Origin of the sequence: Methanosarcina sp. MSH10X1, from assembly GCF_004099695.1 — an archaeon.
Classification (GTDB): domain Archaea; phylum Halobacteriota; class Methanosarcinia; order Methanosarcinales; family Methanosarcinaceae; genus Methanosarcina.
In genome coordinates, this window is record NZ_SCHL01000006.1 from 40610 (window position 1) to 62170 (window position 21561).

The following is a 21561-nucleotide window of genomic DNA, read 5'->3' on the forward strand; positions in this document are numbered from 1 at the left end:
CAGATTAAATAACCCGCTAAAACAAAAAAGAGTGACAATGTATATATACATATAAATAATTCTTACTACATAAAATTAGCTGTCAACATAGAACTATCTGAGCACGGACTTTGCCCTCTTTGTTGCAGAGCTGTACAGGATTCTTGATTTCGTTTGAATCCTTTTCTACGCTCTAATAAACGATGAAGCTTCTTAAAACGAATAAGTGCTGCAGAGATGCAGCATAAAGCAATCCTAGATTATATGCAGGTACCGGTCCGGCACAGGCAGGCTGATTAATTCTGCAACAGGGCAACAATAATTGAATTTGCATATTTCTGAAGCTTCGTCCAGGACGAGACATGACCTCATTTAAGTTGCTTGAGAGGTTTGAGTTTTATTACCTCGTTCCCTCAAGGATATACAAAGTTATAAGAAGAAAATACCAATCTCCAAACAGGAATAACACCACTTACCCCTATAATACCTGCCTCTACTTAAACAGGTTTTTCCACCTGGCAAGGGCAAAAAGAGTTCCGGAGCTTCAAAACCAGGCTTCCGAAAAAACGGCTTTGCAGCTTATGGAGGGTCTGGAATGGTAAGTGACGAAGAAATGAGGTCCGGGAATATAGTAAATCTCTTCTTGAAATTTGCCTTCCCGACCGTTGTGGGAGTTATCATTGCCGGAATCCAGGGGGTAATTGACGGATTCTTTATAGGAAATGCTATCGGGAGCCAGGGGCTTGCAGCAGTCACGCTTGCCTATCCGGCTTATATGGCTATAATCGCCATTGGTGTAATTATCGGGATAGGGGCATCCAGTCTTACGGCTCTGCAACTAGGGAAGGGGAATCTCAGCGGAGCCCTGGATATAGTGCATAATGCTTTTTCCCTGTGCCTTCTTACAGGAGCAGTCCTTACCCTGGTGGGGCTGATCTTTTGTGAAACCTCGATAAGTATCCTCGGAGCCAGCGGGACTGCCCTGGATTTTGCCCGCGAGTATCTCAGAATTATCTTCGCTGGCTCAATCTTCGTGATTCTTACCATTGCGCTTGATCCACTGGTCAGGAATGACGGAAAGCCCAGGCTCTGTATGAATATTATGATTGCAGGAGTACTTGTAAATCTTGTGCTTGACTACCTTTTTATCATGCGTATGGGTATGGGAATGGCAGGTGCCGCCTCTGCGACAATTATCTCATTTGCTCTCCCGGCAGTGCTGCTAATGCATTACCTTTTTGGAAGCCAGGCAAAGCTGAAACTCCGGCTTAAAGCCATGAGATTTAAACTCGGAACCCTGATCCGGATTCTCAGAGCCGGGCTTCCTTCCTTCGTGATGCAGATCTCACTGGCTTTTGTGCTCTTTGTGCACAATTATATGCTGCTCAGGTACGGCTCCGAGCTTGCGGTCTCAGCTTACGGCATTATAGGATATGTTTTCTCAATTTTTTACATGCTTTTCGAAGGAATAGCCCTCGGAGTGCAGCCGATAATAGGCTTCAATTACGGTGCTGGTTACTACGAAAGGGTTTCAAAAACCCTGAAACTGACAATGCTTTCATGCATTCTCACAGGAATTTTCGGATTTGCGCTGGTCTATTTCTTTCCGGAGAGGGTGGTGCAAATCTTCAGCCAGGACGATACCGAACTCATGAAAGTTACGCTGCGGGGAATGGAGTTTTTCATGTTCTCATTGCTCGTTGAAGGCACCGTACTTCTTACAGCCATCTACTACCAGTCAATAAACAGGGTAAGGGCAGCACTCTTCATATATCTGGGAAAGATTTTTGTTTTCCTCCTTCCCCTGCTCTTTATCCTGCCGGTTTTCTTCGGCCTGGACGGAGTCTGGTCTGCCTCTCCGGCTACGGAATACATAATGATAGTTGTGGCTCTGATTATGCTTTCGAAGGAATTCAGGTTTCTCAGGCAGAATGCAAAAGCTGAAAATAAACCTCCGGCAGGTGCGAAAAAGGCACTGCCAGGAGTCAGACAGAGCGAAAAAGCCGAGGTTGAGGAAAACTCCAGGTTTGTTACCTTCAGGCCTGCTGAAAAAAGGGAAATCTTGTGAGACTACCTCTTAAAAGCCCAGGCTTAAAGCTTTAAGAATTGCTTTATCGCCCGTTCATTCTTGTTTTTTAAACAAAATTTTCAAATTTACAGAGAGATGCTAGCTCATGTGCTGTTATTTACTTTTTTTCCAGATTCCTGGTTTTGAATGTGAACGCTCACAATTGATTGAGTCCAGCAGCCACCTATCCGCTTACAGAATTAATTACTATGGAAAGCACCGCCAGCTGAAGCATATTCTCTAGAGCATATATAGCGTGGAAAGAGCTGGAAACTCATATCTGCTCAGTAAATATTTTTTAGATCCAATAATTTAGTGACGATAGAATCTGAAGAATACAAGCGCAAGCGCAACAATAGCAGTTACCAAACTGAAAGCTGGCGCAGATGCCGTCGGAGAAGATGAACTTTCTGAGGTTGACTGTTCTGGGGTGGGCTGATCTTCGGAGGCTGAAGCTTCGCCTTCATAGTATTCGTTAGAAATGTAGGGATATGCTATGGTAAACCCACTGTTAACTAAAATATCTCCTGTTTCAAAATCATTAATTTGATAAACTAAATTAACAGGTATAGAACCGCCAGCCCAACTATCTGTTGGTTTAACTGTCCATTCGAAAGATTCAGAAGAATTTTTCTCCATTACTTTTGATCCATATCTATTCATTTTTTTAGTGTATCCTTCCAAAATTACAAAATCTCCATCACCAATTTCGCTTAACATCACTGATACCTCTGACTTTTGGTAAACGGTAAGATTTATGCTCACCTTGAACGGCTCTCCTATTTTTAGTGTCGGCTTTGCAGTTTCCGAACCGGGCAACAATTTCTCGTTATAATATACTTCCATTTCTCCATATGGGCTGCTTGCAAGTGATACGTTTGAGAATATTATCACAAATGCAAAAGCACCTAAAAAAATACTTTTTGCTTTCATATTATTCACCTAGCCTTGCTGATAATTCGTCAAATCCAACTGATTTCTCCGAATATCCTCCTTCTTTATCACCTACCCCTTTAGGCCCACTGCCGACAATGCTACTTGCGTATCCATTTATTTGAAAGCGAATTCTTGAATTTTCACCCAACCAAATGCTGCTTCCATTCGGATTCTTTTTACAGGGGTGGCTTATATGCTCGTACATTCTAATATATTTCTGGCCTTTATGACCAAAATAAGGTTTAGGAATTACTTCATTATCGTTATCGATAATCGCAAAAATCTCATATTCTCCTTTCACTTCATAAGTCCATAGATTCACTGTGAAAATCCAGTGTGGAGGCAACAACGGCAGTCCAGATGGCACAGGTATCCTCAAAGAAAATAGAAAATTCGCCAAATTTCCCGGCCATCAGAATTTCCCCAAAACAAGATAAGTAAAAATCAACTGAAACCAAAAATTATTAGAGTTCCCACGATAAATACTTTACTTTGGAAAAGAAAAAATCGATTAATATCAAGAATTCAAAAAGTAATCAAAAAAAGAATAAGCGTATTAAAGGAAAGTAGAAAGTAAAAAATAGTCAAAAATGAGTTAAAAATTTCATGTGCGGCTGATGACCTATATCTATTTCTTATATGCAGTAAGACTCAACTCAATAGAGCGCCTAACTCAAAATATACATATTCCTTAAGTTGTTGTTTGGTTCAGGTAACAAGAGGTATATATCTTAAGAAAATAATTTTGTCTGTCAGAATAAGAAATAAAAGATATAAAAATTAAAAAGACGTAAATTTCATGACAAACAAAGGAAGTATGCGGGAAAAAGCCCTTAAAATAGAGAATCTTGCAGGCTGTCTTCTGCCAGTAGTTATATTTTCCCTGGCTTTGTGGACTCTGGATAAACAGGTACGTCATTTGCACTCGATGTATATTGTCAAAAGTATTGCCAGCACTCCACTGAGCCATATAGAGCTCGCTTTTTTTCTAACTTGTTTGAGTTACATCGCTTTAACAGGTTACGATTACCTGGCATTTCGCCATATCAACTATCCCATGCCTTATAAGCAGACTGCCCGGGCTTCTTTTATCAGCACGTCCATAAGTTATACTATTGGTTTCAATATCCTGACAGGAAGTTCCCTGCGATACAGGTTATATTCGAGAAACGGGCTGGGCTTACATGAGATATGGGAAATTATAATCTTTTGCATACTCACTTTCTGGATCGGCTTCTGCTTTGTCGGAGGACTGCTCTTTACATTCTATCCTGTCAAGCTGTCAGATTATGCGCCCGAAATCCCTGTCCCGCTAAACATTATTGGAATCTTGTTCTTGCTGTTTTTTGCGGTTTACTTCGTTTTATCGTTCAAAAAATGGAGTTTCAGGATAAAGGAGTACTCTATCAGGATCCCCGAACCCAAAATAGCTTTCTTGCAGCTTGCCTTATCCTCAGCAGATTACCTGCTTTCGGGAAGCATTGTCTATTTCCTTTTGCCTTCAAACCCGCAGCTTACTCTGCTTCATATACTTGTGTTCTTTGCGCTGGCGCAGGTTATAGGTTTGATAAGCACTGTACCGGGAGGGCTCGGAGTTTTTGAGACTCTGATGCTGTTTATGCTGGAACCGTATTTCAGCACAGTCGATATAATAAAACCGCTTCTTCTTTTCAGGACAATTTACTATTTCGTACCATTCCTGTTTGGGTTCCTGGCTCTTATATTACATGAGTATGAGGAGAGAGATGAATTCCTGGAAAAGGTCGGAAAAGCTACGTATTCCAGCCTGTCACAGGTAGTACCTCAGATCTTTTCTATTCTGGTCTTTCTTGGAGGCGTTTCCCTCCTTTTTTCCGGAGCCCTCCCTTCAAATCCCAGGTATATCCATGACCTTACTTATATCGTTCCTCTTCCCCTTATCGAATTTTCCAGGTTTCTCGGAAGCATTATGGGAGTGCTGCTTCTACTCCTTGCAAATGGGCTCTGGAAAAGGATTGACGGGGCCTACATTCTCTCCCTTGTTGTGCTTTTGATGGGTGGGATTTTTGCCCTCCTGAAAGATTTTGATTATCATGAAGCTGCGGTGCTTTTTACCCTGTTCTTCTTTTTGCTTCCCTGCAGGAAGTATTTTTACAGAAAGTCCTCGCTTATGCACCAGTCATTCAGCAGGAAGAATATAATTGCTATAGCCCTGGTTATTGTAAGCTTCGTCTGGCTTGGATTTTTCTCATATCGGAATGTAGAATACTCAAACGATCTCTGGTGGCAGTTCGGGATTAATTCCCAGGCATCAAGCTTTTTAAGGGCAACGGTTGGAGCTTTCTTCCTGCTGCTGGTTTTCGGGATGGCTAAAATGCTGAGCCCCTTTTCCAGGGATGTTCATATGCCAGGCAAAGAGGAAATGGAGCTTGCAAAAACAATTATTAACCAGAGCCAGGAAACCGCTGGAAACCTGGTATTTGCCGGAGACAAATATCTGCTTTTCGACGACGAAAAGCAGGCATTTTTGATGTATGGAGTCTCCGGAAAGACCTGGGTTGCAATGGGAGACATTGTTGGAACCAGCAGTCAGGCAAAAGAATTGATATGGGACTTTTATGAGATAAGTAAACTGCAACAGGGCAGGGCCGCTTTTTATGAGGTTAGCGAAAAGTATATTCCTGTATATCTTGACCTTGGCCTGACCCTGATAAAAATCGGGGAGGAAGCAAAAGTTCCCATTGAGGCTTTTACCCTCGAAGGAAGTGCAAGCAAAGATTTCCGCTATACAGTGCGGAACGTGGAAAAAAAGGGATACAGGTTTGAAATTGTTTCCGGAGAAGCGGTTCTCGACCTTATGCCTGAACTCCGGCGGATTTCGGATGCCTGGCTGGAAATGAAAGCAGGAAAAGAAAAGCGATTCTCAGTTGGGTTTTTTGACGAGAAATACCTGAGCAACTTCCCGATTGCCCTTGTAAGGAACGAGTCCGAAATCGTTGCCTTTGCAAACGTATGGCCAGGCGCGGATAAAGAAGAAATCAGCGTTGACCTGATGCGCTACAGTCCCAATGCCCCGGACAGGACAATGGAATATCTTTTTGTCAAGCTTATGCTCTGGGGAAAAGAAATGGGATACAGACGCTTTTCTCTGGGAATGGCTCCCCTCTCAGGGCTTGAAAACCGGCAGTTTGCCCCAATCTGGCATAAAATCGGATCTCTGATTTTTGTACACGGCGAACACTTTTATAATTACAAAGGCTTGAGGGACTTTAAAGAGAAGTTTAATCCGGTCTGGAGCCCGAGATATATCGCTCTCCCGAAGGGGCTCAAACAGGGCCTTGTCCTGAAAGATATAGCAGCCCTGATCTCAGGAGGAATGAAAGGGATTTTCGCAAAGGAAAATAAAAGAGTTACAGGGCGTAGAGAGCATCAGACTCCGGAAAAAGTGCCGGAATAATTTTTAAACCATTTTCTCAAACTTATCCAGCACCAGAAACATGAATTCTTTTGTCCCTGCCAGATATTCTCGCTTCCCGAGCATTTCCTGTGTTTTCTGTACAAACGGCCCTTCCACAATCCCTTCTCCGAACCGCTCGATCAGAGACTGAATTCTTTCTTCATTCACCTCGGGGTGGAATTGAAGCGCTACAACCCTGCCGTTATAAGTAAACCCCTGGTTCTTGCAGCCCTCGCTTTCAAAAAGGAGAACAGCCCCTGGCGGCAGGTCAAAAGTCCGAGAATGCCAGTGAAAAACCATAATCTCATCCGGCAGCCCTTCAAGAAATTCCGGCTTATTCTCGCCGCCGGATGCCCTTACAGGAAACCAGCCCATCTCAATGTAACGGTTCTCATAAATCCGCGCCCCAAGGATGTCAGCAAGCAGTTGTGCGCCAAGACAGATTCCAAGTATCGGTTTTCCTGCTTCAATTGCCTGCTTGATAAACACTTTCTCATCTCTCAGCCATGGGTTTTCTTCATAATCGTAGATTCCCATAGGACCGCCCATGATGATAAGCAGGTCAAAAGAGTCAGGAACCGGCGGGCTTTTAGGTTCGTAAAAACGGGTTGACTCAAGCCTGTGGTCTTTAATTTTTGCATATTCTTCGATGGTGCCGAGGGTATTTATGGCTGAGTGCTGGAGAACCTGGATTTTCATGAGAGATAAGTTTGCAGTTTCGAAATTAAATATTTACATTTAAATTCCTCAGGTTCTAGATTTACTGCCAGACAAAGAAGTATTTCCTGTGTTTTCGTTATTACAGTGTATCCGATCTTTACTCTTTTCTTCTAACCGAAGGCGACAATTCCACCAGCAGGATACGGAACAAAATTTGTTTAATTTCTAACGCTGGTGGAGAGTTCCTATCCTCTTAGAAAAATCGGCAGGGTACCTGGCTGAAATAAACTTATATTTCAGGATGAAGTTATAAAGATGATCATGATGAGATTTGATACTTTAATACGCAGTTTTACAATAGCCTGTTTAATATCACTTATAACAGTAATTATAGAGGCAGCTTATTACGGATTGCAACCCGAGAACGCCTATTCCGTCAGCAACGCAGGATATTCTGTTACCAGTCCTTTTGTGAATAATCTCTCAGACTTAACCAGCCCTGTAAACCTGATACTACTCGCTATAATATTCTTCTCGGCTTTTGTGGTAGCTTTAAGCAAGATATCCAAAAATGAGAAATTATCTAAAAGAAACCCCATGAGAAGATATGGATAATCCGGCAAGGACAGGGTCTGGGAACGCAGGCGAATCCGTCTTGCAAAATCGGATCTGAAAATCACTTTTTTCCGATTCTGGTTTTAAGTAATTATTAAAAAATCTTCTAAATGTAAAATAACTGATATTTTTATCTCATTTTTACAGATCCCTGAAGATGCATCTTTATTCAATTGAAGATAGCCGGTTCAAGTTGGATATTTGTGCGGAACGATAACAACAGAGCTGTTATTGAGGACGCTGTGGGACAGTAAATGATTAAAAAATAGCTTATCCTCAATTAAAGCGAACTTAAAAAAAGTATAGGGCTGAAGAGAAGAACTTTGCCATCAGCCCGGTTTCTGAAAGTTAAAGGAATTTTCCCGAATTAACCGAACCTTCCGATAAGTGCACTTATGCTTTCACTCGTAACCATACCTATGATCCGGCTTTCTGAATCAATGACCGGAAGCGCGGAAATTGAGTAATCTTCCATTATTGAGGAGGCAGCCTCGATTTTTTCGCCCGAATATACGTATTTCACGTCACGGGTAATTATCTCTTCCAGTTCCGTGATTTTGCAGGCGACAGCTTTTGTAATATCCCAGGAGGTAACTATGCCTTCAAGCTTTCCGTCTTCGGATACGACAGGCAGATGGTTTACTTTCTTTTTTACCATGAGCATTGAGGCGTTTTCCAGGGTTTCATCCCTTGAAACGGAATAGAAATTAGGATTCATGATATCGCTTACAAGGATCTGTGAGAGAAAGCCCCTTATAAGGTAGTTGAGCTGCCCTTCCTCAAGCAGGAAAGCATCATGCCCGTACTGGGATCGGATTTCCTCGTATTTGGCATCAACTCCATTTGCAGTAAGCGCAGAAACAATTTCCTGGGACTGGTAGGGAGGATAGAGCCAGTCTGAGGTTATGGAAATCACGAGATATTTCGCCGTAACTCCGGAAAGCCCTTCTATAAGAGATCCGTTCTTTGAAAGATCGAAGAAATCCACGGCTTTTGTAATATAAAGATAGGAATTGGCATCAAAGCGCTTTGTAAAGGTATCCCCCTGGTAATTCAGGTAGCTCTCCACCTGAAAATTCGAGAAGCTGTCAGGAAAGGGGTCTGAAGAAATATCTGACAGATCCGGGCCTGCTTCGTCCTGCTGGGCTCTTCCGAACTTCTTCTGCATAGAGGCATCACTCAGGTATGTGATATGGCCTATCATTCGGGCAAGTGCAAGGCCCTGTGCAGGGATTTCCTTTCCGTAGTAATTTCCCCCGTTCCATTTCGGGTCATCGGTTATGGCTTTTCGGCCTATTGCCCCGAATGCGATCTGCTGAGGGGTTGTGGATGCGGTTGTTGCTATTGCAATTGCCTTTTTTACCATTTCAGGGTAGCTGACTGTCCACTGGAGCACCTGCATTCCGCCCATCGAGCCACCTGCAACTGCAAAAAGCTGTTTTACCCCAAGCTGCTCGACAAGCTTTTTCTGGGCATTTACCATGTCTGCTATGGTGAGTACGGGAAAGGAAATTCCATAAGGCTTTCCGGTTTCAGGGTTAACGGAAGAAGGGCCTGTAGAGCCCTTGCAGCCCCCGATTATGTTTGAACAGATAATGCAGTATCTTTCCGTATCAAAAGCCTTATTCGGGCCGATTACAATATTCCACCAGCCAGGCTTTCTATCGCCTGCATGAAACCCGGCAGCATGGGCGTCTCCGGTAAGGGCGTGACAGACCAGGATAACGTTGCTTTTATCGGCATTCATTTTCCCATACATCTCGTACTCTATCCTTACAGGAGAGAGGGTCTTTCCATTCTCGAACCTGAAAATTCCGGGAATTTCGTAGTTCATTGAACGAACTATCCCCAGGTTCTGGCCTTTTTTTCCCGAAAAAAAGTTTTTAAAAGAAGCAATCCGGGTAGAGATCTCCATGCTCAGACCCCGGAGAGTGCCTGCTCGATATCGAAAATCAGGTCTTTTTCATCCTCGATTCCTATCGAAAGCCTGATAAAGTCCTCAGTTACACCGCAGGCAAGCTGTTCTTCCTTTGACAGCTGTTCGTGGGTGGTTGAAGCCGGATGGATTACAAGGCTTTTTGCATCCCCGATATTTGCAAGATGGGAAAAAATTTCAAGATCCTCAATAAACTTTTTGCACGCACTGGCTCCGCCTTTAATCCCAAACCCTATCAGTGCCCCGTAGCCTGATTTAAGGTACTTCTTTGCAGACTCATGGCTGCTATGCGATTCGAGTCCTGGATAGTAGACCCGGGAAACTTTCGGATGTGTTTCCAGAAATTTTGCAACCTCAAGGGCGTTGTCACAGTGTTTTTTCATCCTGAGAGGCAGGGTCTCAAGCCCCAGGCTTAGCAGGAACGAGTTAAAGGGAGATATGCATGCCCCGGTATCCCTCATGAACTGTACTCTGGCTTTTGCAATAAAGGCTGCCTTTCCAAAAGCTTCCCTGTACCGCAGGCCATGGTATCCGGGATCGGGTTCACAGATCTCAGGGAATTTCTCAGGACTCCAGTCAAAGTTTCCGGAGTCAACAATTAACCCTCCTATGGAAGTCCCGTGCCCGCCTATGAATTTTGTCGCAGAGAGTACAACTATATCGGCTCCGTGCTCTATCGGTTTCAAAATCAGGGGAGAAACCGTATTGTCCACAACAAGCGGAATTCCAGCGGCATGGGCAATTTCTGCGAGTTTTTCAAAATCAGGAATATCAAGCCCTGGATTTCCTATTGATTCCACATACAGGGCTTTTGTTTTTTCGGAGATTGCGTTTTTGAATTCTTCAGGCTTATTTGAGTTTACGAATTTTACGATTCTTCCGAGTTTGGGGAAAGTATAATTGAAAAGCTCGTAGGTTCCTCCGTAAAGCTTATCGCCCGAAACAATTTCATCTCCGGGTCTCGTAAAAGTAAGAAGTGCGGTTGTAATTGCTGCCATTCCTGAGGAGGTTGCAAGCGCCCCTATGCCTCCTTCAAGTGCAGTGATTCTTTTTTCAAAGACATCGGTTGTGGGGTTCATCAGCCGGGTATAAATATTGCCTTCCTTCCTGAGCCCGAAAAGGTCTGCTGCATGTTCGGTGTCGTTGAAAACGTATGCTGCGGTCTGGTAAATCGGAACTGACCTTGCTCCTGTGGCAGGGTCCGGTTTCGCGCCTGCATGCACGGCAAGGGTAGAGACTCCCAGGTTCTCGAACCTCTTTTTTGTCCGACTTTCCTTATTATTCCTGTTCATTTCTTCATTCCGGTTTCCGTTTTCATCCGTCATTTTACTTACCTCCAGGTTATATTTCTCCTCTATCCCGCGAGGCTCCTCTCAGGCGTCTCTGGATTCGACTTCGTTTCAACCTTTTTGAAAGTCAGGAGTGAGAATCGAACTCACATAATTCCGGGTTGCAGCCGGAAGCATAACCACTCTGCCATCCTGACGATGAGTATCTTTTTGTATATGTTCACAATTGTGATTACAACATCAAAATCGTGATGTTAATATATAAAATTATCTGTAACAAAAAAGAAAAAGGGAAAACACGAATTTGAGAATTGAAAGAAACCTTTCGTGAAGAAAGGTTTCTTGAAAAAGGAAAGTAGAATTGAAATGCAGGGAAAAAACCATAACCCGTTCCTTCAGTTCAATTTCCGTTAATCTCAAGCATCCGGTCCAGAGTTTTTCTGGCTTTAACCCTTATCTGCTCCGGAACATGGATTTCAAATTCGTTATTTCGGAGGCTGTTCAGGACAGCTTCGAGGGTGATTTTCTTCATGTTATAACAGAAAGCCTTCCCGGATGCAGGATAGAATTTTTTATCAGGGTATTTTCTTTTCAGGCTTCGAATAATTTCTTTCTCGGTTCCGATGATGAACTCCGTGGAACCTGAACTTCCCGCCTCTTTTATAATTCCTGACGTACTGAGAATCCGGTCCGCAAAGCCCAGGACTTCAGGCCTGCATTCGGGATGCGCGAGAAATTCGGCATCAGGATGCAGTTCTTTCAATTCCTGTATATCTTCGCCGCTGATGTTCTCGTGAACATGGCAAAATCCGGGCCAGAGATGGATCTTCTTATCGGTATGAAGAGATACAAAAGCTCCCAGGTTTTTATCCGGAATAAAAAGAATCTCCCGGCTTTCAATTGAGTTCACCACGTTTATCGCATTTGCCGATGTGCAGCAGATATCGGATTCGGCTTTTACGGCTGCCGAGCTGTTTACATAGCACACGACTGCAGCATCGGGATGTTTCTTTTTTGCATCCCTCAGAGACTCCGCAGTGACCATATCCGCCATAGGGCAGCCTGCATCGGGTACGGGTAATAGCACTGTTTTTTCAGGGGAAATTATCGATGCCGATTCTGCCATAAAGTGAACGCCTGCAAAAACTATGACATCGGCTTTTGAATTAACTGCGGCTTTGCATAGGGAAAGGGAGTCTCCTACAAAGTCCGCAACTTCCTGAACTTCGCTCCTGGTATAAAAGTGGGAAAGGATTACGGCATTTCTTTCGGCTTTAAGTTTCTTTATTTCTTCTATAATTAACTGGTTTTCCATAATAATCTCGTTTTGAAAGATAGTGTTATTTTGATCTCATTTGGCAAATAAACTCTTTTCAAGCCCATTTTAGCCGGAATAACGCGGAATTATTCATCCTCTGTCCACGGTTCAAGCCCTTTTCTTCTGAGATAATCATTAATTGCCTCATGGATTGCCTCTTCAGCAAGCATTGAACAGTGCATTTTTATCGGGGGAAGACCGTCAAGTGCTTCTGTAACGGCTTTGTTTGAAAGCTTCCAGGCTTCTTCCAGAGTTTTTCCCTTAATAAGTTCGGTTGCCATACTGCTTGATGCGATTGCGGCTCCGCATCCGAAAGTCTGGAACTTGACATCCGCAATCCGGTTATCCTCAACTTTAAGGTAAATTTTCATTATATCTCCGCATTTTGCGTTTCCGACCTCTCCTACGCCGTCACTGTTCTTAATACTGCCCAGATTTCTCGGGTTCGAAAAATGATCCATTACTTTAGGGCTGTACTCCATAAACTGTCCTCCAATGCTATTTTTCAATTCAATTTAATTCTTTCAATTATCGGATTTTCCAGGGATATTGAAACTTCTTAAAACGAGCTAAGCTCTTTTTTGAATCGCAAACTACTGCCTCTTAAGTAGTCCTGTACTCCTCTGGGGTCAGTGGGGACATGTTTCGGAGCTTCTGCACGATCTCAGGCACTACCTCAAGTACCCTGTCCACATCTTTTTCGGAATTCATTCTTCCGAGGCTGAGCCTGAGTGAACCGTGAATGATCTCGTGCGGGACTCCGCAGGCTGTAAGCACATGCGAGGGTTCGAGAGAAGTTGAATTACATGCACTTCCGGTCGAGGCGAAAATTCCTTTTGCATTCAGTAGCAGCAGCAGCGATTCGCCCTCTATATACTCCAACGTGATATTTACGTTGTTTGCAAGCCTCTGTTTGGGATGCCCGTTAAGATGGGTTTTAGGGATTCTCAGGAGACCTTTGATAAGGCGCTCTCTCAGTTCCAGAAGGGTTCTATTCAATTCCCCAATTTCGGCTGTTGCAAGCTCTATAGCTTTTCCAAGGCCCACAATGCCAGGGACATTCTCGGTGCCTGCCCTGCGCCTGCCTTCCTGAGCTCCTCCGTGCAGGAGAGGCTCTATTTTTACACCTTTTCGTACGTAGAGGGCTCCGCAACCTTTTGGGCCTTCAAACTTGTGCCCTGAAAGGGAGAGAAGGTCAATATTCATTTTTTTGACATCGATTGGGACATGACCTATCGCCTGTACTGCATCCGTATGGAAATATATCCGGTTCTCTTTCGCAATTTTTCCAATTTCCTCTACAGGCTGGATCGTCCCGATTTCGTTGTTCGCAAGCATTATGGAAATAAGGATGGTATCATCCCGAATAGCTTTCCGGACTTCTTCAGGAGACACCATTCCGTATTTATCTACAGGCAGGTATGTTACCTCAAAACCCTGCCCTTCCAGCCAGGCACAGGTATGCAGGACTGCGTGATGTTCGATAGAAGAGGTGATTATGTGTTTTCCTTTGTTCCGGTTTGCAAAGGCTATCCCCTTAATTGCCCAGTTATCGGATTCCGTGCCTCCGGATGTGAAATAGATTTCATTCTCTTCAGCCCCGAGTGCATAGGCAACCTTTCTCCTTGCCTCGTCTATTGAGTGTTTTGAGATTTTTCCTATTTCATAAATTGAGGAAGGGTTTCCGAAATTTCCAGTCATAAACGGGAGCATTTCTTCGACAACTTCCTTTCTTAAAGGAGTTGTAGCCGAGTTATCCATGTAAATAGCCCTGTCATTAACGGTCACATATTCACCTTCACAATTGTGAATAATGATAACAATTGTGACTATTTAAGTTTTATCATTAGATTCGGGGAAAAAAATTAATCTACAGGAGAGATCCCGGTTGTCTTCTGAGATTCCGGAAGGTATTACAAATCGAGCCGATTCTCAAAATTTTCATCTCTTTTGCTGCCCTTCCGGACAATCATATTATTATTTTTTATACTGATAATAAATATATGTGCATAAGATGTATCTGTTCTCAATTGTAAACATTAAAAAGTGATGGTAACTATGGAAACTCCGTGTCAGAAGATTGTGTGGGATCTGGTCCCCGCAATAAGGGCCAGTCTTGCAATCGAACTCGTAAAAAAAGGACAGTCACAGGCAACATCGGCAAAGCTGCTTGGGATTGCCCCGTCGGCAGTTTCCCAGTATATTTCGGGAAAAAGAGGATACAGAATCGAGTTTCAGGGTGAGACGAAGGAATTGATCGAAAAACTTGCTCAGGACCTGATCGAAAATAAGGTTTCAGACTTTGTCGTAAGGATCTGTGAGATCTGCGTAAGCGCCCGGGGAATTGAAAAGAAATGCAATAGCGGCTGCGGTTCGGAAGAGCAGGCCGATAATAAAAAAGTAGACGAATCTGAGAGCAAAGCGGAACGGATAGCGGCAGACAAAAAAGAATCTGAAGCTTGAAGCTTTCTTTTCTTGCTTTTATCGGTTTCCCTATTGTTTTTCCATATCCGGACATTAATCCTGTTCAGTTTTAAGTTCAGTTTTTCAATGAAGCAATTTTTCGACAACTATATTTAACATAAGATAAATTCACAATTGTGAATTTTCTGTAAATTGCCTGCATACTGCATTATATTTACAGCTCGAATTGCTGGATTTCAGGCAGATTGAGACCTCATATGATAGACTGTAATAAGGCCTGAAAAAGGTTTGAGTGAAAAAACATACATCACTGGCAGTTTATAATATAACCAGAGGGAAATGAAAACGGTATGGAACCTGGCAGAAATAAGCTGCAGGATAAGGCAGGTAAGGAGACGGTAGAAGTATGGGGCGAATATTTTCCGACATAACCTGGACAATTGGCAATACGCCTCTTGTCAGGCTAAACCACATGACAGAGGGCTTGCATGCGGATGTGCTGGCTAAAATCGAATCTTTTAACCCTATGGGCAGTGTAAAAGACAGAATCGGGCTGGCAATGGTCGAGGAAGCCGAGCGTGAGGGAAAGATCAAAAAGGGCACGACCATTATTGAAGCAACCAGCGGCAACACCGGTATTGCACTTGCAGGCGTCTGTGCTGCCCGCGGCTATAAGCTTATACTGGTTATGCCTGAGACAATGACCGTAGAACGGAGAAAACTGCTCAAAGCTCTGGGAGCAGAACTCGTCCTGACCCCTGGGGCAGAAGGCATGAAAGGGGCAGTCAATAAAGCCGCACAGATGGCAGGTGACGACCCTGCGCTTTACTTCATACCCCAGCAATTCCAGAACCCTGCAAACCCGGAGATTCACAGGCGGACAACCGCTGAAGAAATCTGGAGAGATACGGACGGTAAAGCCGATATCGTTGTAGCGGGCGTGGGGACAGGCGGAACTATCACAGGCATTGCCAGCGCAATCAAAAAACGGAAACCTGCTTTTAAGGCTATTGCAGTCGAACCTGCCGAGTCTCCCGTGCTAAGCGGCGGAAGCCCCGGCCCGCACAGGATTCAGGGGATCGGCGCAGGTTTTGTTCCTGATGTACTCCGGCTTGAACTGGTCGATGAGATTATCAAAGTAACAGGAGAGGAGGCTGCTGCCACAGCCCGGCGCCTGGCAAAGGAAGAAGGCATCCTTGCAGGAATATCTTCAGGCGCTGCCATTTACGCTGCGTTGCAGGTTGCATCCAGAGAAGAGATGAGCGGAAAGACAATTGTTGTGATTTTGCCGGATACTGGAGAGCGTTATCTGAGCACGGACCTGTTTGACTGATTTATCGGCAAGTGTATGAATGAATACAGGCAGTTGCCTGGCGCTTGACTTATCCATCTACAATGGCTGACCGATCGATTGAGAATTAACATGGGAAGATTGCTAATGGGAATAAGGGAAGATATAAGGACCGTTTTTAAAAAAGACCCTGCAGCTAGGTCTACGCTTGAGGTAATCTGCTGTTATCCGGGCCTGCATGCCATCTGGATACATCGGGTATCTCATTCCCTCTGGAACAAACACTTTTATTTTCTTGCCCGTTTACTCTCTCATGTCTCCAGAGCGTTAACAGGTATTGAAATCCATCCCGGAGCAAAGCTTGGAAGGCGAGTTTTTATAGACCACGGGTCCGGGGTTGTAATCGGAGAAACCGCTGAAGTCGGGGACGATGTCCTGATATATATGGGGGTTGTGCTGGGCGGAACAGCCCTTGAAAGGACAAAGCGTCATCCTACTATTGAAAACGATGTGGTTATCGGTTCAGGTGCCGCCGTACTCGGCCCGATTACAGTTGGAAGAGGAGCTAAAATAGGCGCTGGTTCGGTCGTGATCCGGCCAGTCCCCGCCGGAGCTACGGTCGTGGGAGTGCCTGCGAGAATTGCGGAGCCGCGTCCCCCTGTCTCTACAGGGCAACTGGACCATGATAAGCTGCCTGATCCCGGACTTATTGTGATAAGCCAGGTACTTGACCGGCTGAGCAGGTTAGAAGACCAGTTCAAGGCACATGAAGAGTCAATTTCCGGACAGGGGAAAACTATGGAGGAAGCAGCACTTAAGGACGAGCAAATTTATTCCCTGCTAAAAGACGTGATCGACCCCGGAGTAGGGATGGATATCGTAAAACTGGGACTGGTCAAGGAAGTAATAGTGGACGGGCCAAACGTCGATGTAAACCTTGTATTGACAACGAGCTCCTGCCCTATGATCGAGTACTTTAAGGAACAGGTCCGGCGAAAAGTCCTGAGTGCAGGCGGGATAGAAAAAGTTAATGTTAATATCCTTGACGAGCCCTGGAGCTGGGATAGGCACAAAAAACAGGCAGTCCGTTAAGATAAGCACATTTGAGATAAGCACATAATACTCTGGCAACTTAGTTAAAAGTTCAGAGTGTTTATTCAGCTCATTTTCTGAAAGTATCGGTAGATGTAAACAGCTGAACAGCCAGGTATAGACATTCTTACTTATATATAGAACGTTTTAAAGTTGATTTAGACAGGCTTTTTTCTACAAAATTTTTAAATTGCACCCTGATTTTGTAACTCCGGTTTAACAGATGCAATTAATGTTATAAACTTTTATATAATGCAATGTATATATTACATCAGATTTAAGTTTAACAAACTAAACAGATAGTGGGGAATAAAATGATCAAATCTCGGATAGTAAAGTCAGCGTTGCTGCTGGTTTTCATAGGAATAATAGTAATTGCACTAATAGAACCTATCGCAGGACAGGCTGATCATGAAGAGAGTATGATGGACGATGATCATGACGAGGACATGATGGACGATCATGATGAGGATCTAATGGACGAGCATCATGAAGACATTATGGGAAATCAAACTATGATGCAACATATGATGCACCATATGATGGGAAATCAAACAATGATACCCTATATAACGGGGAATCAAACAGTAACCCCGTGCATGATGGCAAATCAGACAATGATGATGCCTGTTATGATGGGAAACCAAACAATGATGATGCCATTTATGATGATGCCTGTTACAATGGATAACCAAACAATGATGATGCCATTCATGATGATGCCTGTCATGAGGGGAAATCAAACTATGATGCCCATGATGGGGAATCAAACAATGGCTATGCCTTTCATGATGGAAAACCAGACAATGGCTATGCCTTTCATGACGGCGAATCAAACCATGATGCCTGTTATGATAGGAAATCAGACAATGATGATGCCCCATATGGTGGGAAATCAAACCTTCAGATGGGACGGACAGCACTGGTGGGATGACCAGAACCACCGGCGCTGGGATGGCAACAGATGGTTGAATAATAGCCAGTGATAGGATGGAAACACATGGAGAACCTGAAATGGTAATCTAATTGTTCTCTCGAACGTAATTATTTGCGTATTGAGCATAAAAAATAATTTTCAAATCTTATAATCCCGGAGAATTTTAAAGAGCCTCAAGTTTTGAGGCTTTTTATCGTTTTTTCTGAGAATCTTAAAAAGAGAACTACTTTTTAGAAGCTTATTTTTCCTGCACTCATTAATTCTTGAGCAAATTTTAAGCTGATTATAAAAATAAGAGTTCGATTCTCTCAATCTTGTCTTTAGTTACCATTTTTTGAGTGTCAATCGAACTTCTGACTGCTAAGAACTCCTGAAGTGCTCCTGAAGAACCCTGATTGACTAATAATAAGATGGATTTATGTCAACTTTGCAACATTAGCCTTATCTTCTATATTGTCAGTATCTTCCTATGTTAGTACCGTTTTTATTATTACCGTTTTCGGCAGGGTACCCTGAAGAGTCTGATGAAGAATATCCTGCACCAATGCAGGGAGAGTTCGATTTCAGGTGGTAATCGTGTTTACTCCGGTTTACAAAGAGAGGGGCTGTATAGATGTCTGCAGTTGAAACTGCATTTTTATAAGTTCCGCCCGAATTGTTGTATAAACAGTTATTCTCCAGCACAATTGTATGCGTTTCAGGGAGATAATTAATTACTGCATATCCTGTCCCATCAGGATCCTTCGTGCGCTTCTGGGTGGCAATGATTATGTTATTGCGGACAATGGTTTTATATCCTGTCCCCTGAGGCGAAAGATCAACTGAATGGTCTAAGTCTCCGGAAGAAGGATACATATTAATAATGGCTCCGTGATATATCCCATCGAATACATTATTTTCAACGAGGGTATCAAAAAACCCACTTGTCACTATCCCTCCTACCCAATTAATGCTGGGGTTCGTACCGGTGTTGTAGAAGGTATTGTGGTGTATGCGGACATTCTGTGCCTCTTCCTTAGAATAAGAATCTCCGTAACCTATCAGCCACATTCCTGGCCCATAGGTATTATTGATAGTATTATTATACACCTCTATATCATTAACGATACCTGTCGTTTTTTCAACCAGAATTGCAGAGCCGCCTGCACTCCAGTGATAAAAAGAATCAATCGCATTATCATGGAATTTTACGTGGTTTGAGTTCATTACTCTAAGCCCGCCATTAGTTCTGCAGGTTATTTTGTTATTCCACGCTTTTATGTTCTGACTGTCGATGGCAAAAAGACCATCATGTCCTAATTTATACACTTTGTTATTGTAAAATATGATATTGGAGCTTCTCTCTACTTTTAGCCCATCTCCGTGCCCATCATGCATATACATCCCATGAACGTCTATATTTTCAGAATCAAGGAAATGGATCATATTGTAATATCCCTGCCCTCTCTTTTTATCTTTATTTCTGTCATGGTTTCCGTCAATTTGAAACCCTTTTACAGTGACTCTATTGACTCCGTCACTGTCCGTCTGTGTTATCATGGGCTTGCCTACTGTCCAGTCTGCATTGTCATCGAGTTTAATTACAGCTGTTCGGTCCCCCTCAAGGACCGTATTGCTTCCGATAAAAATACTGTCAGAGATAACGTATGTAGTATTTCCTTTCAAATGAACAGTTGAAAACTCGGGATTTTTTGCAACATATGCAAGAGCTTTATTTATCTCTACCTGATCATCACTCCCGTCACAGGTGAAGTTTCCACTTCCATCAGCAGCTACATACACAGTTTTATTTGACGGCTTGGGAAAAAAACTGGACTCTATAGTATGAAAAATGAGTATTCCCAGTGCAATTGAGAAAAAGAGAATTACAACGAAAATCCCTATTTTTTTCCTGTTCTGCTGTATGTATCTCAGATGTTTTTCGTTCATTTTTATCCCCTGTTCAATTATAAACTTCCAATATTGAGGAAATCAGGAGGCGAGTAACTGAAAGTGTTCGGAAATGAGCAGTCTTCTGTGTTCTGAGGAAAATATAGAAGAGTTACTTTACTCATGATTTTCAACAATTTATCCCGACAACTGGTTAATAGCTGTCTTAGCAAACTGTACATAGCAAAACTCCAGGATTACAACGAAAACACATGTTAATCTCAAGCATTTGAAATTTTTTAAAGACAATTGGGTTTTCTATTCATGCACCTGAGGGACTTTTATCAATAACCAGAATATAATGTTTAATTAATTTTATTAGTTTCTGTTGTTGCAGTCATAAAGCCTTTTAAATTTATGTTCACATATGTGACAGGTTTTTGACATATGGATAACTTTGTATTTATAATAAACTGATATAATTTATGTTTCATGTGCATTTTTAGAAAACTTATATACTGGGTCTGTAGTTTTCAGACAGCCTGTTAAACATTACAGGATGAGCATTCAGATTTCTGTGAATTAACTGCTCAATTGAAATGAATAGACGTTCTTTATTTAAAATGAAACAAAACGCAGAAAATTTAATAACGACATGAGTTGATGTACTGTTTATGGGGGATCGGGAAAAAAATGTGGGATTCGCTGCAGCTTTGAACATACTCTTCACAGTTATAGAATTAATTGGAGGGCTCTTAACAAACAGCCTGGCTTTGCTGGCTGATGCTCTGCATGATTTCGCTGACAGTTTTGCATTGATAATAGCCTGGCTTGCAGAAAAGAAAGCAAAAAAGCCTTCAACGAGTAAAATGACTTTCGGGTATCGAAGGTTATCTCTTTTATCTGCGTTATTTGCTACTATTGTGCTTATAGCCGGATCATTGTTCATACTATCGCAGGCTATACCGCGCCTGTTCAATCCGGAGCCCGTAAATGCTGAAGGAATGGTTTTAATTGCAATTCTCGGAATTCTCATAAACGGACTTGGATATTTCAGATTGAAGAAAGGGCTGAGCCAGAACGAAAGAATATTATCCTGGCATCTTCTGGAAGACATTCTGGGCTGGATATTCCTGCTCGTCGGGGCAGTAATTATAAAGTTCTGGAATGAGCCTGTTATTGACCCCATAATGACGATAGGATTCACTAGTTTTGTATTATGGGGGGTTTCCAGAAATGCAAAGGAGACATTTAATCTTCTTCTACAGGGTGTTCCGGCGTACATCGACATTGATAAGGTTAAGGAAGCTATCGTATCGGTTGAAGGAGTGAGAATGGTCCATGATGTCCATATATGGTCTCTGGAAGGAGAAACCGATATTTTAACAGCTCATGTTGTTGTCGAAGATAAATATTTACAGAGACCGGATGATATAAAGCATTATATCAAGAGCGAATTAGAAAAACATCATATCGAACACTCAACGCTTGAACTTGAAGGTGAAGGAGCCTGTTCTGGAACGGTATGTGTTCTGGATAAATAAAAATGAAAGCGTAAAGCCAGAATCTCACCTTTATAAACATAACTCCGAAGAGACACCAGTGTCTGGCTCCGCTTCCTTCTTAATAACACGAATCCTCCTTTTAATCGACCTTTAAAGAAATTAAATTCCCTTGATTTCCAGCAACTATTATCTTCACCTACCCATCC

General features: G+C 42.9%; 18 protein-coding genes. 9 read left to right on the top strand and 9 right to left on the bottom strand.

Features of this window, described 5'->3' with window-relative positions; translation table 11 throughout:
* Positions 1 to 341 precede the first annotated feature (341 nt).
* Both EQO05_RS06830 and EQO05_RS06835 read left to right on the top strand, forming a co-directional pair.
* Positions 342 to 581 (top strand): hypothetical protein, encoded by a 240-nt coding sequence (locus EQO05_RS06830; protein ID WP_128505006.1) that lies wholly within the window; start codon positions 342 to 344, stop codon positions 579 to 581.
* Positions 575 to 2047, top strand: a complete 1473-nt coding sequence (locus tag EQO05_RS06835) for an MATE family efflux transporter (protein ID WP_128505007.1) — start codon at positions 575 to 577, stop codon at positions 2045 to 2047. The genes EQO05_RS06830 and EQO05_RS06835 overlap by 7 nt, the downstream gene beginning before the upstream one ends.
* Before the next feature lie 312 nt (positions 2048 to 2359).
* Here the strand turns inward: EQO05_RS06835 and EQO05_RS06840 are convergent, their stop codons facing one another.
* Together EQO05_RS06840 and EQO05_RS06845 are read right to left on the bottom strand one after the other, a co-directional pair.
* Positions 2360 to 2980, bottom strand: a complete 621-nt coding sequence (locus EQO05_RS06840) for a sarcinarray family MAST domain-containing protein (RefSeq protein ID WP_128505009.1) — start codon at positions 2978 to 2980, stop codon at positions 2360 to 2362.
* A 1-nt stretch (position 2981) separates the two neighbouring features.
* Positions 2982 to 3284, bottom strand: a complete 303-nt coding sequence (locus tag EQO05_RS06845; protein ID WP_205793724.1) for a hypothetical protein — start codon at positions 3282 to 3284, stop codon at positions 2982 to 2984.
* A gap of 498 nt (positions 3285 to 3782) precedes the next feature.
* Between EQO05_RS06845 and mprF the strand changes: the two genes are divergently transcribed.
* Positions 3783 to 6419 carry a bifunctional lysylphosphatidylglycerol flippase/synthetase MprF gene (gene mprF, locus EQO05_RS06850; RefSeq protein ID WP_128505011.1) on the top strand — a complete coding sequence of 879 codons (2637 nt, stop codon included), beginning with the start codon at positions 3783 to 3785 and terminating at the stop codon, positions 6417 to 6419.
* A 3-nt stretch (positions 6420 to 6422) separates the two neighbouring features.
* Here mprF and EQO05_RS06855 read toward each other — a convergent pair whose 3' ends face one another.
* Complete coding sequence (locus EQO05_RS06855; protein ID WP_128505013.1) at positions 6423 to 7118, bottom strand: type 1 glutamine amidotransferase; 696 nt, start codon at positions 7116 to 7118, stop codon at positions 6423 to 6425.
* 276 nt (positions 7119 to 7394) lie between these two features.
* On the opposite strand from EQO05_RS06855, the gene EQO05_RS06860 reads away from it, so the two are divergent.
* Entirely contained in the window at positions 7395 to 7694 is a 300-nt protein-coding gene (locus tag EQO05_RS06860; RefSeq protein WP_240664418.1) for a hypothetical protein, read from the top strand.
* Between the two features lie 367 nt (positions 7695 to 8061).
* On the opposite strand, the gene EQO05_RS06865 is transcribed toward EQO05_RS06860, so the two are convergent.
* The 5 genes from EQO05_RS06865 to nifS all read right to left on the bottom strand — a co-directional run bounded on the left by EQO05_RS06865 (position 8062) and on the right by nifS (position 13998).
* Positions 8062 to 9609, bottom strand: a complete 1548-nt coding sequence (locus EQO05_RS06865) for a homoserine O-acetyltransferase (protein WP_128505014.1) — start codon at positions 9607 to 9609, stop codon at positions 8062 to 8064.
* A 2-nt stretch (positions 9610 to 9611) separates the two neighbouring features.
* Positions 9612 to 10922 carry an O-acetylhomoserine aminocarboxypropyltransferase/cysteine synthase family protein gene (locus EQO05_RS06870; protein ID WP_164888499.1) on the bottom strand — a complete coding sequence of 437 codons (1311 nt, stop codon included), beginning with the start codon at positions 10920 to 10922 and terminating at the stop codon, positions 9612 to 9614.
* A 397-nt stretch (positions 10923 to 11319) separates the two neighbouring features.
* Positions 11320 to 12234 carry a quinolinate synthase NadA gene (nadA, locus tag EQO05_RS06875; RefSeq protein WP_128505018.1) on the bottom strand — a complete coding sequence of 305 codons (915 nt, stop codon included), beginning with the start codon at positions 12232 to 12234 and terminating at the stop codon, positions 11320 to 11322.
* An 89-nt stretch (positions 12235 to 12323) separates the two neighbouring features.
* Positions 12324 to 12719 (bottom strand): Fe-S cluster assembly scaffold protein NifU, encoded by a 396-nt coding sequence (gene nifU / locus EQO05_RS06880; RefSeq protein WP_128505020.1) that lies wholly within the window; start codon positions 12717 to 12719, stop codon positions 12324 to 12326.
* Positions 12720 to 12840: 121 nt separating this feature from the next.
* Positions 12841 to 13998: a cysteine desulfurase NifS gene (gene nifS / locus EQO05_RS06885; protein ID WP_128505244.1), complete on the bottom strand. Its 1158-nt coding sequence runs from the start codon at positions 13996 to 13998 to the stop codon at positions 12841 to 12843.
* 297 nt (positions 13999 to 14295) lie between these two features.
* Here nifS and EQO05_RS06890 point away from each other — a divergent pair, with 297 nt between their 5' ends.
* The 4 genes from EQO05_RS06890 to EQO05_RS06905 all read left to right on the top strand — a co-directional run bounded on the left by EQO05_RS06890 (position 14296) and on the right by EQO05_RS06905 (position 18030).
* Positions 14296 to 14700 carry a transcriptional regulator gene (locus EQO05_RS06890; RefSeq protein WP_128505022.1) on the top strand — a complete coding sequence of 135 codons (405 nt, stop codon included), beginning with the start codon at positions 14296 to 14298 and terminating at the stop codon, positions 14698 to 14700.
* 367 nt (positions 14701 to 15067) lie between these two features.
* A complete protein-coding gene (gene cysK / locus EQO05_RS06895) occupies positions 15068 to 15994 on the top strand; it encodes a cysteine synthase A (protein ID WP_128505023.1) in 927 nt (308 codons plus the stop codon).
* A gap of 90 nt (positions 15995 to 16084) precedes the next feature.
* The gene (cysE, locus tag EQO05_RS06900; protein WP_240664419.1) at positions 16085 to 17044 is read left to right on the top strand and encodes a serine O-acetyltransferase; all 960 of its coding nucleotides are present in this window, start codon (positions 16085 to 16087) and stop codon (positions 17042 to 17044) included.
* 314 nt (positions 17045 to 17358) lie between these two features.
* Entirely contained in the window at positions 17359 to 18030 is a 672-nt protein-coding gene (locus EQO05_RS06905) for a hypothetical protein (RefSeq protein ID WP_128505025.1), read from the top strand.
* 407 nt (positions 18031 to 18437) lie between these two features.
* On the opposite strand, the gene EQO05_RS06910 is transcribed toward EQO05_RS06905, so the two are convergent.
* A complete protein-coding gene (locus EQO05_RS06910) occupies positions 18438 to 19910 on the bottom strand; it encodes a right-handed parallel beta-helix repeat-containing protein (protein WP_128505027.1) in 1473 nt (490 codons plus the stop codon).
* Positions 19911 to 20524: 614 nt separating this feature from the next.
* On the opposite strand from EQO05_RS06910, the gene EQO05_RS06915 reads away from it, so the two are divergent.
* Positions 20525 to 21394 (top strand): cation diffusion facilitator family transporter, encoded by an 870-nt coding sequence (locus EQO05_RS06915; RefSeq protein ID WP_128505029.1) that lies wholly within the window; start codon positions 20525 to 20527, stop codon positions 21392 to 21394.
* The last annotated feature ends 167 nt before the right edge of the window (positions 21395 to 21561 follow it).

Coding starts and splice junctions, on each gene's coding strand:
- EQO05_RS06830 (WP_128505006.1), top strand. CDS start 342: ATGACCTCATTTAAGTTGCTTGAGAGGTTTGAGTTTTATTACCTCGTT.
- EQO05_RS06835 (WP_128505007.1), top strand. CDS start 575: ATGGTAAGTGACGAAGAAATGAGGTCCGGGAATATAGTAAATCTCTTC.
- EQO05_RS06840 (WP_128505009.1), bottom strand. CDS start 2,980: ATGAAAGCAAAAAGTATTTTTTTAGGTGCTTTTGCATTTGTGATAATA.
- mprF (WP_128505011.1), top strand. CDS start 3,783: ATGACAAACAAAGGAAGTATGCGGGAAAAAGCCCTTAAAATAGAGAAT.
- EQO05_RS06855 (WP_128505013.1), bottom strand. CDS start 7,118: ATGAAAATCCAGGTTCTCCAGCACTCAGCCATAAATACCCTCGGCACC.
- EQO05_RS06860 (WP_240664418.1), top strand. CDS start 7,395: ATGATCATGATGAGATTTGATACTTTAATACGCAGTTTTACAATAGCC.
- EQO05_RS06865 (WP_128505014.1), bottom strand. CDS start 9,609: ATGGAGATCTCTACCCGGATTGCTTCTTTTAAAAACTTTTTTTCGGGA.
- EQO05_RS06870 (WP_164888499.1), bottom strand. CDS start 10,922: ATGAACAGGAATAATAAGGAAAGTCGGACAAAAAAGAGGTTCGAGAAC.
- nadA (WP_128505018.1), bottom strand. CDS start 12,234: ATGGAAAACCAGTTAATTATAGAAGAAATAAAGAAACTTAAAGCCGAA.
- nifU (WP_128505020.1), bottom strand. CDS start 12,719: ATGGAGTACAGCCCTAAAGTAATGGATCATTTTTCGAACCCGAGAAAT.
- nifS (WP_128505244.1), bottom strand. CDS start 13,998: ATGGATAACTCGGCTACAACTCCTTTAAGAAAGGAAGTTGTCGAAGAA.
- EQO05_RS06890 (WP_128505022.1), top strand. CDS start 14,296: ATGGAAACTCCGTGTCAGAAGATTGTGTGGGATCTGGTCCCCGCAATA.
- cysK (WP_128505023.1), top strand. CDS start 15,068: ATGGGGCGAATATTTTCCGACATAACCTGGACAATTGGCAATACGCCT.
- cysE (WP_240664419.1), top strand. CDS start 16,085: ATGGGAAGATTGCTAATGGGAATAAGGGAAGATATAAGGACCGTTTTT.
- EQO05_RS06905 (WP_128505025.1), top strand. CDS start 17,359: ATGATCAAATCTCGGATAGTAAAGTCAGCGTTGCTGCTGGTTTTCATA.
- EQO05_RS06910 (WP_128505027.1), bottom strand. CDS start 19,910: ATGAACGAAAAACATCTGAGATACATACAGCAGAACAGGAAAAAAATA.
- EQO05_RS06915 (WP_128505029.1), top strand. CDS start 20,525: ATGGGGGATCGGGAAAAAAATGTGGGATTCGCTGCAGCTTTGAACATA.